Source organism: Myxococcus virescens (assembly GCF_900101905.1).
In the GTDB taxonomy this organism is placed as follows: domain Bacteria; phylum Myxococcota; class Myxococcia; order Myxococcales; family Myxococcaceae; genus Myxococcus; species Myxococcus virescens.
In genome coordinates this window covers 200946-215473 of record NZ_FNAJ01000013.1, presented here as the reverse complement: position 1 = coordinate 215473, position 14528 = coordinate 200946, and the positions used below count along the sequence as shown (strand labels likewise).

Sequence of the window (14528 nt, the reverse complement as noted above, 5' to 3'; positions counted from 1 at the left end):
ATGAGGGGGAACGATGCCGTCAGGGATTGCATGGGGATTGTTAGGGCTTGCGTTGCATCTGGCGCCGGATGCGTTGGGACCACGGACGGAGCTGGTCGCGCCGCCGCGCGTTTCGGGTGTTTCCACCAGCGGCCTCCCGGTCAGGAGCGAGGTCTGCAACCGCCCACCGCCCGCGGTTCGAGATACAACGCGCGCGGCGCGTGCGGATGACCTACCCGACTTCGCCATTACCGAAGTTGAGGCTCCATCGCGAGTCTATTGGCGGGGCCCCTTCGAGGTTTCGGTCACGGTCTGCAACCAGGGCAGCCGTGCGGGGAGCACGGACGTCTCGGTGTTTGCGTCCCGGGACCCTTGCATCGCCAAGGAGGACGCGCTGCTCGGCTCCGTCCCCTCGGGATGGCTGGGCGCCGGGGCATGTGAGTCACGTTCAATCACCGCTCGGAAAGACGCATCGCACTCGGGGACATGGTTCGTCGGGGCACTGGCCGACCCTGAAGCGCAAGTGGCCGAGGTCTCAGAGGAGAACAACTCGGCTGAAGGCGTCCCCGTGACGTTCGACTCGCTCCCGGATTTCGTCGTGGAGTCAGCGACGATGCCTGCCGTCGTCCTTCCGGATGCTCATTTCCAGGTGTACGCCCTCGTGTGCAACCGGGGCCAGGGGGATGAGGTGACTTCGGTGCGGCTCTACCAGTCGCCAGACGCTCACATCGAAGCCGACGACGTCGTCCTGAACTACGTGACGGGGCTTTTCCTCCGGGCCGGCCGCTGCGAACGCGTCGTGTTCGATGGGTGGATACATCAGCCGGGCACCTGGTACGTCGCGGTCATGGCGGACGCGCTGAATGAGCGTCCCGAGGATGTGGAGAGCAACAACCTCAGTGCCGTGACCACCTTGGAGGTAGGCTCGATTCCCGACTACGTCGTTGCCGCGCTGCGGGCGCCACCCGTGGAGTTGAGCAACGGGACCCTTCCTGTTCGCACGACGGTGTGCAACCAGGGCACGGCCGACGGCGCCGCCACGCAGGTTCGATTCCAGCTCCGTGCCAGCGAGCCCTCCGCCGAAGGCGTGCTGACCGTCTCCTCGCGGAGCATCCCGGCCCTGGCCTCCCACCAGTGCACGGAGTGGGAGGAGCCGTTGGGCTCCCTGGGAAACGCGGCGCGAAGCTGGCGACTGGTGGCCACGGTGAATCCGGTCGGAGCGCAGGCGGAGGCTCACCTGGACAACAACGACCGGTCCGTGGACGTTCTACTGGGCACCCTGGCGGACCTCTCCGTCACTCGGGTCGCGCCGCTGACGCACGCGCTTGCTCCGGGTGACTTCTTCACCACGGAAGTCACCGTCTGCAACACGGGAAGCACCTCTGCTCCGGCGGTGGCGGTCCATGTGGCGCTGTCGAATGACCCGGACCCTCGGGTGGGCATCCGTGTGGGGACCCGGTCCTTTGGCCCGCTTGGAAAAGGCTGCGCGGTGCTTCCCGTGGTGGGGACTGTTCCCGCGCAGGGGCTGCCGGACACGGTCTTCGTGAAGGCCTCCGTGGAGCTCTCCGTTCCACAAGGGGAGGACCCTCATCTGGAGAACAACGCGCTCCTGGGCCCCGAAGTGGGGATTGGTCCGGGGCCCGACCTGGTCGTGACGAAGATCGAGACCCATGGCCGGGTGACGTGGCCTGGAGGGGCGTTGCCTGCCGCGGTGTCGGTCTGCAATCGAGGCAGTGTCCAGACGCCGCAGGCGTTCATTCAGACGCTCTTCCTGCCGGAGCCGGACCTGGATGCCTCGCCGGGCATCGGGGGCCCGATGCTGACGTTGGCGCCGTTGGCGCCGGGGGCCTGCGTCGCGTTGGAGACGGTGATGACGGCGCCCCTTTTCGAAGGAGCCTGGCGGCCTGTGGCGTGGGGCGACGTCACCAACGCCGTCACGGAGTTGGTGGAGACCAACAACGATGCCGTGGGGGAGGTCGTTCAGGTGACCCAGATCAGTGGACTGGTCATCACCGACCTTCAAGCGCCCACGATGGTTCGGCTGAACGAGTCCTTCGTCGCGACCGCGACCGTGTGCAACCGAAGCCCGGTGTCACAGCCCGGCACGCGGCTCACGCTCGCGCTGCGCACGGAGGATGACTTCCCCGTCTCCGTGCTCTCCGACTATAGCGGGACGCCGGGGCTCGTTCAGGGCGACTGTGCACAGGTGACGCTGTACGGTGCGGCCAACGTGCCTCTGGAGGGGGCCTTCAAGTTGGTGGCCCAATTGGGGGAGCCGTGGGGTGTGCGCTCACCCGAGCAGTGGCGCGCCCTCGCGTTCTCCGTGCCCATGGCGGTGGGGGGCCAGAACGACTTCGCCGTGACGGCCGTGAGTGCCCCCGGAGTCATCCAAAGGGGCGTCTCGTATCCGACGACGGTAACAGTGTGTAACCGGGGCCTCGGCATAGGGACCGCCTCTGTGAAGGTCTACTTGTCCCGTGACGAGCACCTTGAGCCTTCGGGAGACGTTCGTGTCGGGCAGGCGAGCGTGACGCTCGGCCGGAGCCAGTGCCGGACGCTGTCGGTGTTGTCGCTGGCCACCGTGAGCAGCGGGGACGTCTGGTACGTGGGCGCGCACGCGAGTGTGGGCAGCAATCCGGACCTGGTGCCCGCCAACGACGGTCGTGTGGGTTCGCGGGTCATTGTGACACCCTGAGCCCGAGCCGGCAGGCGCGGGCGGGTGGGCAGCGGACACGGTGGCTGTTAGAACAGCCCCGTGTCCGACGTCACCCCCCCCGCGCCACCTCCGTTCGAAGCCGCGCTGGTCCGCGCCAGCGAGGAGCTCGGCTTCCCCAGCTACTACCAGTCCTGTGTGCGCCCGTTGCTGCGCAACCCGGAAGGCCGCTGGCCGCGGTGCTGTGGCGGCGGGTGTGAGCCATGTGCCCAGACGCTCATCCAGGTGGCCCTGCGCACCTTGGAGTTGATGGGGACGCCACGCCAGGCGCCGCTTCCGGACTGAGGTGGAGGCCACACGCATGTCCGCACCGCACCCGTTGCTGCTCGTGGATGACGACGCCGCGTTCCGCAAAGTCTATGGCGGGCTGCTGCGCGAGGCGGGCTACGAGGTGGTGGAAGCCACGGACCGGCCTTCCGCTCGCGCCGCCTTCGACGCGCGCGACTTCCCCCTGGTGCTGCTCGACCTGATGCTGCCTCCCGACGGGAGTGTCTCCGCGGGGCTGGAGGGGCTCGCGGCGTTGCTGAGCGCGAAGCCCGGGACGAAGGTCATCGTCGTGTCCGGGGCAGGGGACACGCGGCACACGCTGGAAGCGGTGCGCCTGGGCGCGTACGACTTCCTCACCAAGCCGGTGGACCCGGACGTGCTGCTGGTGGTGGCGCAGCGGGCGCTCGCGCGGGTGACGTTGGAGCGGCAGGTGGAGACGCTGCGCAGCTCGCTCACGCGCGCGGCGGGCAGTGTCTCGCTGGTGGGGCAGAGCGCGTCCTTCCTGGCGGCCACGTCCCTGGCGGAGCGCGTGGCGGCCAGTGAGCTGCCGGTGCTCGTCACTGGCGAGAATGGGACAGGGAAGGAGCTGCTCGCGCGCACCGTCCACCTCAAGAGCCGCCGCCACGACGGGCCCTTCGTCCCCATCAACTGCGGCGCACTGCCGGAGTCGCTGCTGGAGAGCGCCCTGTTCGGCCACGTGAAGGGCAGCTTCACCGGGGCGACCAAGGACCACCGTGGCCTCTTCGCGGAGGCGGACGGAGGCACGCTCTTCCTGGACGAGCTGGGCGACATGTCGCCGTCCCTCCAGGTGAAGGTGCTCCGTGCGCTGGAGACGGGTGACATCCTTCCGGTGGGCGCGGACCGGCCCGTCCAGGTGGACGTGCGGCTCATCTCCGCCACTCACCAGGACCTGGGGCGCATGCTTCAGGAAGGCGCCTTCCGCGAGGACCTCTACTGGCGCGTGAAGGGCGTTGAAATCCGCCTGCCGCCCCTGCGCGAGCGCCCCGCGGACCTGCCGCTGCTGGCCAAGCACTTCCTCAATCAGTGCGCCCACCTATGCCCGGACGGGCGCGCCCGGCTGTTGTCGGACGCCGCGGCGGAGGCCCTGCTGGCCCACGCGTGGCCGGGGAATCTGCGCGAGCTGCGCCATGAGATGCAGCGCGCCACCGTGCTGGCGGGAGAGCGGCGTGAAATCCAGCCCGAGGATTTGTCCTTCACCGGCAGCGAGCGGCTGCACGCCACTCGTGCGCCGGGCACCACCACGCTGGCTCAGAAGGTGGAAGCGTTGGAGCGGCGCGAAATCGAGGAGGCCCTGCGGCGCCTGAATGGCAACCGCACGCACACGGCGGAGGCGCTGGGCCTGTCGCGCCAGGGACTGCTCAAGAAGCTGGAGCGCTTTGGACTGACGTGAGTCAGAAGAGCCGGGCGCCCAGGCCCAGTCGTACGCTGTAGCCCAGGCGCGTGTGGCTTTCGCCCGAGCGCTCCTGGAAGGACTCCACGCCGAGCTGGCCCGCCGCCAGCGCCGACAGGTTGCTGCCCAGGTACACCTCCACGCCGCCTCCGCCGAGCGCCTGGATGCGCCGCGACTGGCCATTGGACAGGCCGATGTCCACCGGCACGTCCAACAGCCCCAGCACGGACACCGTGTCCGCGACGCGCCAGCCCGCGACCAGCCCGGGTGATACGCGGAACAGCACGCCGGAGTAGTTCCGGTCATCCATGTACGTGGCGCCCGAGTTGAGCACCACGCCCAGGCCCACCGTGGGCGCCAGGGACAGGATGCCTTGCTCCAGCACCTTGCGCCGCACCGCGAGCTCCAGCGCGGCGGAGAGCTGGAACCACTGGAGCCGCGCGCGTGCCTCCAGTTCGAAGCCGGAGATGCCTTGCCGGAAGCCCACGCCAATCTCCGGTGCGCCCACGAAGCCATAGAGCGCGGTGGCTCCGTCCGGCAGCGTCACTGGCGCCAGCACCGCGCCCAGTGGATCCTCGCTCGTGCCGCGAAGGAGCGCCGTGTCAGACGTCGTGACGCGCGGCGTTTCGTCGGTGGGAGCAGGGGCTGGCGCCTGGGCGGCGGACTCCAGGGAAACGAGCAACAGCGCGGACACGAGTGGGCCGAAGCAGCCGGGACGCATCATGCATGCACCCTACCCCGCAGAGCGGCGGGCGGAAACCCCAACGATTCCAGGGGCTTGTCGGCACCTTGCGTATTTGTCCGGCTTGGCGCGAAGATTTAGTAATTCATGGCTACCGCGCTCCCACAACCTTCCACGTATGCCGGACCGGAAGCCCTGGCCGAGGCGGGGGCGCGTCGCCATGCGTCACGAGTCCGGCCCCGGGTGTTGCTGGTGGATTCGGCGCCGGGCGCGCAGGCCGTGCTGGCCGCTGCGTTGGCGGAAGCGGGCTTCGAAGTCCTCCTGGTCGCGGGCGCGCAGGCCGCGTTGGCGTCGCTGGCGGAAGGCGGCACGGCGCCGCAGTTGGTCGTCACCGAGGTAGAGCTCCTGGACGGAGACGGCTTCAGCCTGTGTGGCCAGGTTCGCGCGGACGCGCGCACGGCGCACCTGCCGGTGCTGCTGCTGGCTCGGCGTGAAGAGGAGTTCCACCGGGACCTGGCGGGCGGCGTGGGCGCGGACGACTATCTGGCCCATCCCGTGGACGCGCGCGACGTGGTGGCGCTGGCCCGGCTCAAGGTGGGCCGGTGCAGCGGTGACGCGGCCTTCGAGTCGGACACGCAGCGGCTGCCGCTGACGGACGTGGCGCGAGCGCTGCTGGCGGGCGTCCGCTCTGGCCGCGTGGTGATGGCGGAGGGCCAGGGCTGGTTCGCCTTCCGGCACGGCCTGGTGGTGGACGCCGTCTTCAATGGCGAGCGCGGCAGTCTGGCCTTCCGGCGGATGCTCTGCTTTGGCGCGGGGGAGTACTCGGTGATGCTGGGGCCCGAGCTGCACAAGGGCTCGTTCACCATGGACCGCCCGTACCTGTGCGAGACGGTGCTCCAGGGCCTGGAGCGCTTCGACGCGCTGCGTGCCCGAGGCCTGCCGCTGGCATCGCGGCTGACGGTGGACTTCGCTCGGCTGGCGGAGATGCTGGCGTCGTTGCCGGAGGACGTGGGCGAAGTGGTGCGCCTCTTCGACGGGCGCCGCACGCTGCGCGCCATGTTGCTGGAGTGCCAGTTCCCGGAGGCGGTGGCGTACGAGGCGTCCACGCGGCTGTTCGCGCTGGGCATCCTGGTGCCCGCGTGCCTGCTGGAGGAACGCGAGCGGGCGCGCTGTGGCGCCACGGTGCCCGGCTTCTTCGAGCCCGCGCCCTCCGTGGACGCCGTGCCGGTGGATGCGCGGGAGCCGGCCCCCGCTGCCTCCGGTGGGGATGGGGCCTCCGCGCCCTTCACCCTGGTCGGAGGCTCGCAGCCTCCCGTCATCCTGGACTTCCCCAAGCAGGTCCCCGGCGCGCCGAGTGGCGCGGAGGGCCTGGAGGGGGCTGTCCGGTCCGACGACGCGGGCGTTTGAAGGGTTTGACTCGGCGGCCCTCGGTAGGGGACAAGGCCCGGCGCGGGGTGCTCCATCCGCTGGGCGCCCGCTGAGGCACACCCACCATGTCCGGTCACAATCGGTGGTCGAAGATCAAGCGCCAGAAGGCCGCGATGGGCGCGACCAAGGGGAAGCTGTACTCCAAGGTCATCAAGGAAATCACCGTCGCCGCGCGGCTCGGGGGCGGTGAGCCCTCCGGCAATGCCCGCCTGCGCGTCGCGCTGGCCGCGGCCCGCGAGGCCAACATCCCGAAGGACACCATCGAGCGCGCCGTCAAGAAGGGCACGGGCGAGCTGGAGGGAGAGAACTACGAGGAGGTGACGTACGAGGGCTACGGCCCCGGCGGTGTCGCCATCCTGGTGGAGTGCCTCACCGACAACCGCAACCGGACCGCGGCAGACATGCGCTCCACCTTCAGCGCGTACGGGGGCAACCTGGGCGCCGAGGGCGCGGTGGCCTGGATGTTCCAGAAGAAGGGCGTCATCAGCGTGAAGTACGGCCCCTCCGAGGACCAGTTGATGGAGCAGGCCATCGACGCGGGCGCCGAGGACGTCATCATGCTGGGGGACGAAGGCGCCGAGGTGCGCACCGCGGCGGCGGACCTGCACACGGTGGCGGGACGGCTCCAGGAGTCGGGCCTGCCGCTGGGGCAGCAGCGGTGGGTGTTCCTCCCCCAGAACACCGTCGCACTGGACGTGGACACGGCGAAGAAGCTCCTGAAGCTGCTGGATGCGCTCGAGGAGAGCGACGACGTGCAGAACGTGCACGGGAACTACGAAATCGAAGACGCGATGCTGGATTCGTTGTTGCAGTAGCGGAGTGCTGGAACGGAGTGGAACGTGCGCGTGCTTGGCGTTGACCCGGGAAGCCGGTTCATGGGCTTCGGGGTGGTGGAGGAGAAGCGGGGCCGGCTGGTGCACGTGGGCCACGGCGTCATCAAGGGCGATCCGGCGCTGCCGCTGTCGGACCGCCTGCGGGACTTGCACGGCGCGCTGACGGCGGCCCTGGTGAAATACCGCCCGGCCGCGGTGGCGGTGGAAGGCGTGTTCACCTTCCGCAACGCACGCAGCGCGCTGGTGCTGGGGCATGCGCGCGGTGTCGCGCTGCTGGCGGCGGCGCAGGCGGGGCTGCCCGTTTTCGAATACGCGCCGGCGAAGGTGAAGAAGGCGGTGGGGGCGGGCGGCGCGGACGGGAAGGACGCGGTGGCGCGGATGGTGCGGACCTTCCTGGAACTGGATGCGTCGGTGCTGGAGCGCGCGGACGCGAGTGATGCGCTGGCGGTGGCGCTGTGCCACCTCAATCATGGGCGGGCCGCGGTACCGGCGGCGTCCGCGTCGGGCAAGAAGCGCAAGGGCGCGGCGGCGCTGCTGGCGGACCGGCTGGCGCCCGCGTACCGGCGTCCGGAGGCGAGATGATTTCGCGGTTGCGTGGGACGGTGTTGGAGAAGGACCTGGAGGACGCCACCATCGACGTGGGCGGCGTGGGCTACCGGGTGAACTTCTCCTCACTGGCGCTGGGGAAGCTGCCGGCGGAGGGACAGCCGGTGGACGTGCGCGTGCGCACCGTGGTGCGCGAGGACGCCTTCGACCTCTTCGGCTTCCTGACGAAGAGCGAAGAAGAGGTGTTCCTGCTGCTCAACAGCGTGTCGCGGGTGGGACCCCGGCTGTCGTTGATGGTGCTGTCCGGCATGGAAGTGCCGGAGCTGGTGGCGGCGCTGTCGCGGGGCGAGGTGGCGCGGCTGGCGAAGATTCACGGCGTGGGCAAGAAGACCGCCGAGCGGCTGGTGCTGGAGCTCAAGGACAAGGTGAAGACGATTCACCTGGAAGCGGTGTCGCGAGGGACTGCGCCGGCCACCGTCAGCGGAGCCCATGCGGACCTGGTCTCCGCGCTGCTCAACCTTGGCTACAAGCAGCCCCAGGCGGAGAAGGCCGCGGACCTGGCCAGCGAACGGCTGGGGGCAGAGGCCACCTTCCAGGCACTGTTCCGCGAGGCCCTCAAGGCGCTCCGCTCCGGCGGCTGATCGCTACGACACACCGGGTGTGACGGCGCTGTGACGGCAAAATCCGGGAGAACGGCTGGGCCGTACCGTCCTCTCTCCCGTTGAGAGCTTGAAAGATGCTGGGGCCAGAACGCCCCAGTGTTGCCCTGTCTTCAGAAGTCGTCAGGCGTCGCGTGATGACGGACAGCAGACGCGATTTCCTACCCGAGTCCGAGTAGGAGCATCCGGCATGGGTGACACTTTCCAGTTCCAGCGGCGAGGGCCGGCACGGCGCCGAGGATGAGGGTTGCATACATGACGTCATGGCGTGCCATTCCTGTGGGGCTGTTGCTGCTTTGCGGGGGAACTGCAGGGTGTGAGCCGCTGGTGGAAGGTGATGTTGGGGAAGGATGGGCGCGGGCCGTTCCCGGGTCGCAGGCACCTGTCGACCTGTCGACGGAGTCGTCGGGGCGCAAGGCGCCCGTCCTGTTTCCGCAGCCTTGGGCGGTGTGCAGCGACACGGCCCAGCGGCTGCGTGACATCCGACCGGGGCTGACAGGTTCGCAGCCGCAGGAGCTGGCGCGGGCGGGCGAGGTGCTCGTCTTCAGCGCGGATGACGGCGTGAGTGGCCGCGAGCTGTGGGCCAGCATCGACGGGGCGCGGCAGACGCTCCGGCTGAAGGACCTGCGGCCGGGGCCGGCGGGTTCGCAGCCTCGGAACCTGACGCGGGTGGGGCCCTGGGTCTTCTTCGTCGCGGACGACGGCGTGCATGGCGCGGAGCTGTGGCGCACGGACGGCACGGCGGACGGCACGGTGCTGGTGCGGGACGTGCGGCGTGGGACGGTGGGCGCGGCGCCGGAGTTCCTCACCGAGGTGGTCGGCGCCCTCTACTTCACGGCGGATGACGGGGTGTCCGGCCGCGAGCTGTGGCGCACCGACGGCACGGAGAAGGGCACGGAGCGGGTGCACGATTTCCTGCCCGGCGCGGGTTCGCTCGCCCTGAGCCAGTTGACGGCGTGGGGCAAGGGCCTGGCGCTGGTGTCCGCCAACGCCGCGGAGACGGTGCTCTGGTGGGTGGACCGCCAGGGCCGGCCGACGCGGCTGTTCTCCCAGCAGGGCGCCGGGGTGATTTTCGGGCTGACGCCGGCGGGCCGGCACCTGTTCTTCCTGTTGGACCCGGGCACGGAGCAGGGCGAACTGTGGGTGGCGCGCACCGCGCCGCCGTCCGCCGAGCGGGTGCGGACCTTTCCAGGTGACTACCCGGCGTACCTCGCCGCGCTGGATGACACGCTGTACTTCCTGGCGGGGGCGAGCGACTGGTACGGCAACCCAGGCGACGCGGTGCACGGCGGCGAGCTGTGGCGCAGTGATGGCTCGGCGGAGGGCACGGGGCTCGTCGGGGACCTCTGGCCAGGCCCCCAGGGTTCGATGCCCAAGGAACTGGTCGCGCTGGGCGGCGAGCTGTACTTCACCGCGGACGACGGCGTGCACGGCCGCGAGCTGTGGCGGACCGACGGCACGGCGCAGGGCACGATGATGGTGCGCGACATCGCGCCGGGGCCGGTGGGCAGCGTGCCCACGGGGCTCAAGGCCGAGTCCGGCTGGTTGTTCTTCTCGGCGGAGACGGCGGGGCACGGGCGCGAGGTCTGGTACAGCGCCGGCCGCCCCTGGGTGACGAGCCGGCTGCTGGACATCGCGCCGGGGGCCGCGTCGTCGAACCCGTTCGACTTCGTGCGCGCCGGCTTCAACCTCTTCTTCGCCGCGTCGGACGGAGACAGGGACCAGGAGCTGTACGCGGTGCCCTTCCGCCCCTGGTGGCTCTGCTTCAGCCGGGACTGCTGAGCGCTAGGCGGCCCGCCGTGACGCGGGGGTGGGCCGCACGTCGCCGAAGTTGGGCGCGGGCAGGACGATGGTGGGCGACAACCCGGGCGCCATGACGTGCGCGGTGAGCTGCGAGGACGGGTGGAAGTTGATGAACGCGCCCTCCACGGAGGACGTGCCCGCGAACAGCTTCTCCACCACCATGGAGGAGTACTGGTCCAGGGAGTCCTCGCGCGTGTTGCCGTTGAGGACGACCTCCCAGCCCATGTGCTCGGCGAAGCGGCGCACGCCGGGGATGGCGGACTGGAGCGGCGTGTAGCTCTCCGTGGCCACGCCATTCTCGCTGGTGACGAACACCTCGCGCGAGGTGGCCACCGCCAGCGACATGTTGCCGCGCGTGTGGCCGGGCGTGCTCAGCAGCGCCGCGCCCTGGCCCAGCCACACGTCACCGTCCAGCAGCACCACGCGCTCGCGGGGGATGTCGGCGCCGCCCGGGACGAGCCACACCGCCTGCATGGGGTGCGGCTCCAGGGCCACCTCCCATTCGGCGCGCTGCACCAGCAGCCGGGCCCGGGGGAAGTACGCGGGCATGCCGTCACCGCCCAGCCAGCCGCGCAGGTCCTGGATGTGGAGGTGGTCGAAGGCCAGGTAGTCCACATCCGCCGGGATGAGGCCCAGTGCGGCCAGGTGGCTCTGCACCGAGCCGTGCCGCGTGGACATCACCTTGTCTGAGACGAAGGCGCCGTAGCGCTCGCGCAGCGCGCGGTAGAAGGGGGCGGAGACGCCGCGCTCGTAGTCGGAGGGGTTGAACAGCAGCGTGCGCCGCGCGCCCTCCCGGTCCACGAACTGCACCACCTGCATCCGGTTCGTCAGCATGACGTAGGGCGCCGGAGACGACGCCGCGCCGCTGAAGGCGAACTGGGCGGGGTAGGGGAAGGTGACGAGGTCGCAGGTGGCCACCGCGGCCACCGGGCCTTCCCTCACAAAGGCCTCCCTCGCATCCAACGCGGCCCGGCGGAGCTTCTGGAGCCGGAGCCCGGGTACGGGTTCGGCGCGCGCGCCGGCCAGGGAGGGGAGGGGACGAAACGCAGGGCTCGTGTTCATGCGGTCTCCAGGCTCGACTCTCGCACACGGCAGGCGCACTTCAATCGCCTCGGAGTATCGGCGGGGGGCTGAGCCTGGAACGCTGGGGGAGGGCCCCACCTTCCCCTGCCCGCGCCCGCCTGGCCGGCGGGCCCGGCGGGCGTCTGGATGTATCGCCGCCAGATGTGCGGCGACACGCGCGGCCTTCCTGTATAGGGTCCGGATGGTCATGGCGAGGAAGTCCGACACACTCTCGGAAGACGTCCTGCCCGAGGACGTCCGGCTCGAGGCCTCCCTGCGTCCGCGCTCGTTCGACGAGTACGTGGGGCAGGGGCCCGTCGTCGAAAAGCTCAAGGTCTACGTGCAGGCCGCACGCAGCCGGGGCGAAGCCCTGGACCACTGCCTGTTCTCCGGCCCGCCGGGCCTGGGCAAGACGTCGCTGGCGCACATCATCGCGAACGAGCTGGGCGTGGGAATCCACGTCACGAGCGGCCCTGCCCTGGAGCGCAAGGGGGACCTCGCGGGCCTGCTCACCAACCTCGACGCGCGCGACGTGCTCTTCATCGATGAAATCCACCGCCTCAACGCCGCCGTGGAGGAATACCTCTACCCGGCCATGGAGGACTTCCGGCTGGACATCACCATCGACACCGGGCCCGCCGCCCGGGCGATGAAGATTGATTTGCCGCCCTTCACGTTGATTGGCGCCACCACGCGCACCGGCCTGCTCACCTCGCCGCTGCGCGACCGCTTCCAGATTCAGGAACGGCTGGAGTACTACGACGCCAAGGCCCTGGAGAGCATCCTCCACCGCTCCGCGCGCATCCTGGGCATTCCCCTGGACAAGGACGCCGCGCGCGAGGTGGCCAGCCGCTCGCGGGGCACGCCGCGCATCACCAACCGGCTGCTGCGCCGGCTGCGTGATTTCGCGGAGGTGGAAGGCAATGGCAGAATCACCCTGGAGCTGGCGCAGAAGTCGCTAGACAGGCTCGGGGTGGACGCCAGCGGCCTGGACTCCATGGACCGCAAGATTCTGCTGACCATCCTCGACAAGTTCGGCGGCGGCCCGGTGGGCGTGGAGACCATCGCCGCCAGCGTGGGCGAGCAGCGCGATACCATCGAGGACGTGTACGAGCCCTTCCTGATGCAGGAGGGCTTCCTCCAGCGTACGCCGCGGGGCCGGATGGCCACGCACCGCACGTACCAATATTTCAAGAAGCAACCACCGCCCACGCCCCAGGGCAGCCTCTTCTGAGATGCCATGAGCCAGGACACGCCTTCCTCACCGCCCCGCGTCCCCCGCGACTTCTACGCCGACCTGATGCGCGCTTCCCAGACGTCGCGCGCCGGCTTCCTCGCCGAGCGCGAGCGCTGGCTGCGCGGCGTACCCGTGGAGGGGCGGGAGGAGCTGCTGTTCGAGTTCGAGATGCTGCTGCGCGCGGTGGAGCGCTACCTCAACCTCAACACGGTGGTGGACGCGCGCGACAGGCCGCTCGTCACGCGTGACTTCCGCGAGGAGCTGGCGGACGTGCGCGACGCCATGGACCGCGCCATCCGCGTCGCGCGCCACCTGCAGGACCCGGACAGCGACCAGAAGATGGTCTTCCGCAAGTATGTGGAGACCCAGCTCGCGGACGACCGCGTCCGGCGCGCGCTCATCGAGGAGCAACTGGACCAGGAGACGCCGCCCGAAAGCCTCTTCGTGCTGCGCGAGGCCTTCGACGCGCTGAAGAACCTGCTGGACCACCTGCTCAAGCTGCCGGCGGCGAACCTCGGCCTGTTCCAGGACGTGGGCAAGCTGTCCCTGCGGGAAATCGTCCTCAACCGCTACTTCCGTCCCTTCCGCCCGTTGGAGTTCCGCGTCGAATACGACCGGCTCCGTTCGGTGCGGCTGCTGGACACACTGGTCACCCTCCAGGAGGAGCAGCGCACCGCCTTCACCACCGCCTTCCTGGGCCTCTTCCGGCTGCTGCATTACCTGGCCTACGTCGACGCGGAGGAGCAGCCGCCCTTCTCCCGCCGCGTGCGCGTGCTGCTGGCGCTGGTGCGCAGCGAGGCCACCGCGCTGGCGTCGTGGATGCACTCGGAGCTGTCCCCGAAGGCCGGCTCCAAGTCCCTGCAGGCCGCCACGCTGCGCGCCGCGCGCGACATCGCCCGGGAGACGGAGCGCGTGGCCCGCGAGGTGCTGGTCAACCTGGACCGCGACGCGGAAGCCCCCCTGCGCGCCGCGTCCGCCTTCACGGCGGTGCTGCGCACGCAGGTGGTGGCGCTGGTGGAGGCGCTGGCGCCCAACGGGGGGCTGGCCGACGGCGTCTTCGACGAACTGATGAGCCCGCAGGAGGCGGCGCTGCGCCTGCGCAAGGACCTGTGGGTCTACGCCCAGCTGTGCCGCGCCGCGGAGTCCCACTTGCGCGCCGAGGACGTCCCTGCCGCCGAGCGCGCGCTGGACGCCCTCAAGGGCTTCCTGGGCTACTTCCACGACGGCAGCTATCAACTGCTGCGCTACGGCGACTACGACGCCTTCGACCGCTTCACCTCGCTGCTGGTGGAGCTGCCCTGGCCTCCAGAAGGGCCTGGCATCCGCGCCCGGCTCGGCGAGGACCTGCGGCGCTTCATCCAGACGCTGGAGTCCACCTTCCACTCCGTCAGCCGCCGCACGCACCTCCAGGGCCGTGGCTTTGATCGCCAGGACGCAGAAGCCCTGCGGGACAGGTTCCTCACCACCCCCGCACGCTGATACAGCCCCGTCGTGGTGCTACTGGCCACCCCGCATGACAGCCCCTGTGTGGGAGGTGTTGTCACGGCGGGTGTTTGCGTCGTTGAGTTCCTTGCGCTATGGACGCGCCCGTGTTGCATGGAAGACAGGGGTTGGTGAGGAGGGGGAGGGCGCGGGGATGCCAAGGACGGGGATGACAAATCCCCGACATCGGTGTCGCGGTTCAGGAGGGAATCAGCAATCCGCTACGGGGGGAGGGGCGCCAGGCCGGAACCGGTGCCCCTGAAGACGCACGAAAAAGCCGAGCAACTCCAAGGGGTTGGAGCTGATTTTCAAGCCCGCGGCGCTGCCAGGCATGTCACAGGGAAGTGGCATGCTGATTGCTGGACTCGCGCGTCACATCAGACCACTGATGAACGTTTCCAGCCCTCCGGCGGGTCTGGAGCGGAA

At 69.9% G+C, this 14528-nt stretch carries 12 protein-coding genes; 10 read left to right on the top strand and 2 right to left on the bottom strand.

Annotated features, from left to right (window positions below; genetic code table 11):
- Positions 1-13: 13 nt before the first annotated feature.
- Genes BLU09_RS29270 through BLU09_RS29260 form a run of 3 tightly spaced genes read left to right on the top strand, consistent with a single transcriptional unit; the run spans position 14 to position 4370 of the window.
- Positions 14-2674: a CARDB domain-containing protein gene (locus tag BLU09_RS29270; RefSeq protein WP_090493239.1), complete on the top strand. Its 2661-nt coding sequence runs from the start codon at positions 14-16 to the stop codon at positions 2672-2674.
- A gap of 60 nt (positions 2675-2734) precedes the next feature.
- Positions 2735-2977: a hypothetical protein gene (locus tag BLU09_RS29265; protein ID WP_090493237.1), complete on the top strand. Its 243-nt coding sequence runs from the start codon at positions 2735-2737 to the stop codon at positions 2975-2977.
- 16 nt (positions 2978-2993) lie between these two features.
- Positions 2994-4370: a sigma-54-dependent transcriptional regulator gene (locus BLU09_RS29260; RefSeq protein ID WP_090493236.1), complete on the top strand. Its 1377-nt coding sequence runs from the start codon at positions 2994-2996 to the stop codon at positions 4368-4370.
- Position 4371: 1 nt separating this feature from the next.
- On the opposite strand, the gene BLU09_RS29255 is transcribed toward BLU09_RS29260, so the two are convergent.
- Positions 4372-5094, bottom strand: a complete 723-nt coding sequence (locus tag BLU09_RS29255; protein ID WP_090493235.1) for a hypothetical protein — start codon at positions 5092-5094, stop codon at positions 4372-4374.
- 105 nt (positions 5095-5199) lie between these two features.
- Here BLU09_RS29255 and BLU09_RS29250 point away from each other — a divergent pair, with 105 nt between their 5' ends.
- The 5 genes from BLU09_RS29250 to BLU09_RS29230 all read left to right on the top strand — a co-directional run bounded on the left by BLU09_RS29250 (position 5200) and on the right by BLU09_RS29230 (position 10300).
- Positions 5200-6459 carry a response regulator gene (locus BLU09_RS29250; protein ID WP_090493233.1) on the top strand — a complete coding sequence of 420 codons (1260 nt, stop codon included), beginning with the start codon at positions 5200-5202 and terminating at the stop codon, positions 6457-6459.
- Between the two features lie 86 nt (positions 6460-6545).
- Positions 6546-7295 carry a YebC/PmpR family DNA-binding transcriptional regulator gene (locus BLU09_RS29245; RefSeq protein WP_090493231.1) on the top strand — a complete coding sequence of 250 codons (750 nt, stop codon included), beginning with the start codon at positions 6546-6548 and terminating at the stop codon, positions 7293-7295.
- A 24-nt stretch (positions 7296-7319) separates the two neighbouring features.
- Positions 7320-7895, top strand: coding sequence for a crossover junction endodeoxyribonuclease RuvC (gene ruvC, locus BLU09_RS29240; protein ID WP_011554951.1), 576 nt, complete (start codon positions 7320-7322; stop codon positions 7893-7895).
- Positions 7892-8500, top strand: a complete 609-nt coding sequence (gene ruvA, locus BLU09_RS29235) for a Holliday junction branch migration protein RuvA (RefSeq protein WP_090493229.1) — start codon at positions 7892-7894, stop codon at positions 8498-8500. Before ruvC ends, ruvA begins: the two co-directional genes overlap by 4 nt.
- Positions 8501-8845: 345 nt before the next feature.
- The gene (locus BLU09_RS29230) at positions 8846-10300 is read left to right on the top strand and encodes an ELWxxDGT repeat protein (protein WP_244172103.1); all 1455 of its coding nucleotides are present in this window, start codon (positions 8846-8848) and stop codon (positions 10298-10300) included.
- A gap of 3 nt (positions 10301-10303) precedes the next feature.
- Here BLU09_RS29230 and BLU09_RS29225 read toward each other — a convergent pair whose 3' ends face one another.
- Complete coding sequence (locus BLU09_RS29225) at positions 10304-11383, bottom strand: MBL fold metallo-hydrolase (protein WP_090493225.1); 1080 nt, start codon at positions 11381-11383, stop codon at positions 10304-10306.
- A 202-nt stretch (positions 11384-11585) separates the two neighbouring features.
- Here BLU09_RS29225 and ruvB point away from each other — a divergent pair, with 202 nt between their 5' ends.
- Entirely contained in the window at positions 11586-12617 is a 1032-nt protein-coding gene (ruvB, locus tag BLU09_RS29220; protein ID WP_011554947.1) for a Holliday junction branch migration DNA helicase RuvB, read from the top strand.
- Between the two features lie 6 nt (positions 12618-12623).
- Positions 12624-14099 (top strand): hypothetical protein, encoded by a 1476-nt coding sequence (locus BLU09_RS29215; RefSeq protein ID WP_090493223.1) that lies wholly within the window; start codon positions 12624-12626, stop codon positions 14097-14099.
- Positions 14100-14528: the final 429 nt, after the last annotated feature.

What these genes read in the sequence shown, in the direction of transcription:
- BLU09_RS29255 (WP_090493235.1), bottom strand. Translation starts at nt 5,094, where the DNA reads ATGATGCGTCCCGGCTGCTTCGGCCCACTCGTGTCCGCGCTGTTGCTC.
- BLU09_RS29260 (WP_090493236.1), top strand. Translation starts at nt 2,994, where the DNA reads ATGTCCGCACCGCACCCGTTGCTGCTCGTGGATGACGACGCCGCGTTC.
- BLU09_RS29225 (WP_090493225.1), bottom strand. Translation starts at nt 11,383, where the DNA reads ATGAACACGAGCCCTGCGTTTCGTCCCCTCCCCTCCCTGGCCGGCGCG.
- BLU09_RS29250 (WP_090493233.1), top strand. Translation starts at nt 5,200, where the DNA reads ATGGCTACCGCGCTCCCACAACCTTCCACGTATGCCGGACCGGAAGCC.
- BLU09_RS29245 (WP_090493231.1), top strand. Translation starts at nt 6,546, where the DNA reads ATGTCCGGTCACAATCGGTGGTCGAAGATCAAGCGCCAGAAGGCCGCG.
- BLU09_RS29215 (WP_090493223.1), top strand. Translation starts at nt 12,624, where the DNA reads ATGAGCCAGGACACGCCTTCCTCACCGCCCCGCGTCCCCCGCGACTTC.
- BLU09_RS29270 (WP_090493239.1), top strand. Translation starts at nt 14, where the DNA reads ATGCCGTCAGGGATTGCATGGGGATTGTTAGGGCTTGCGTTGCATCTG.
- ruvA (WP_090493229.1), top strand. Translation starts at nt 7,892, where the DNA reads ATGATTTCGCGGTTGCGTGGGACGGTGTTGGAGAAGGACCTGGAGGAC.
- ruvB (WP_011554947.1), top strand. Translation starts at nt 11,586, where the DNA reads ATGGTCATGGCGAGGAAGTCCGACACACTCTCGGAAGACGTCCTGCCC.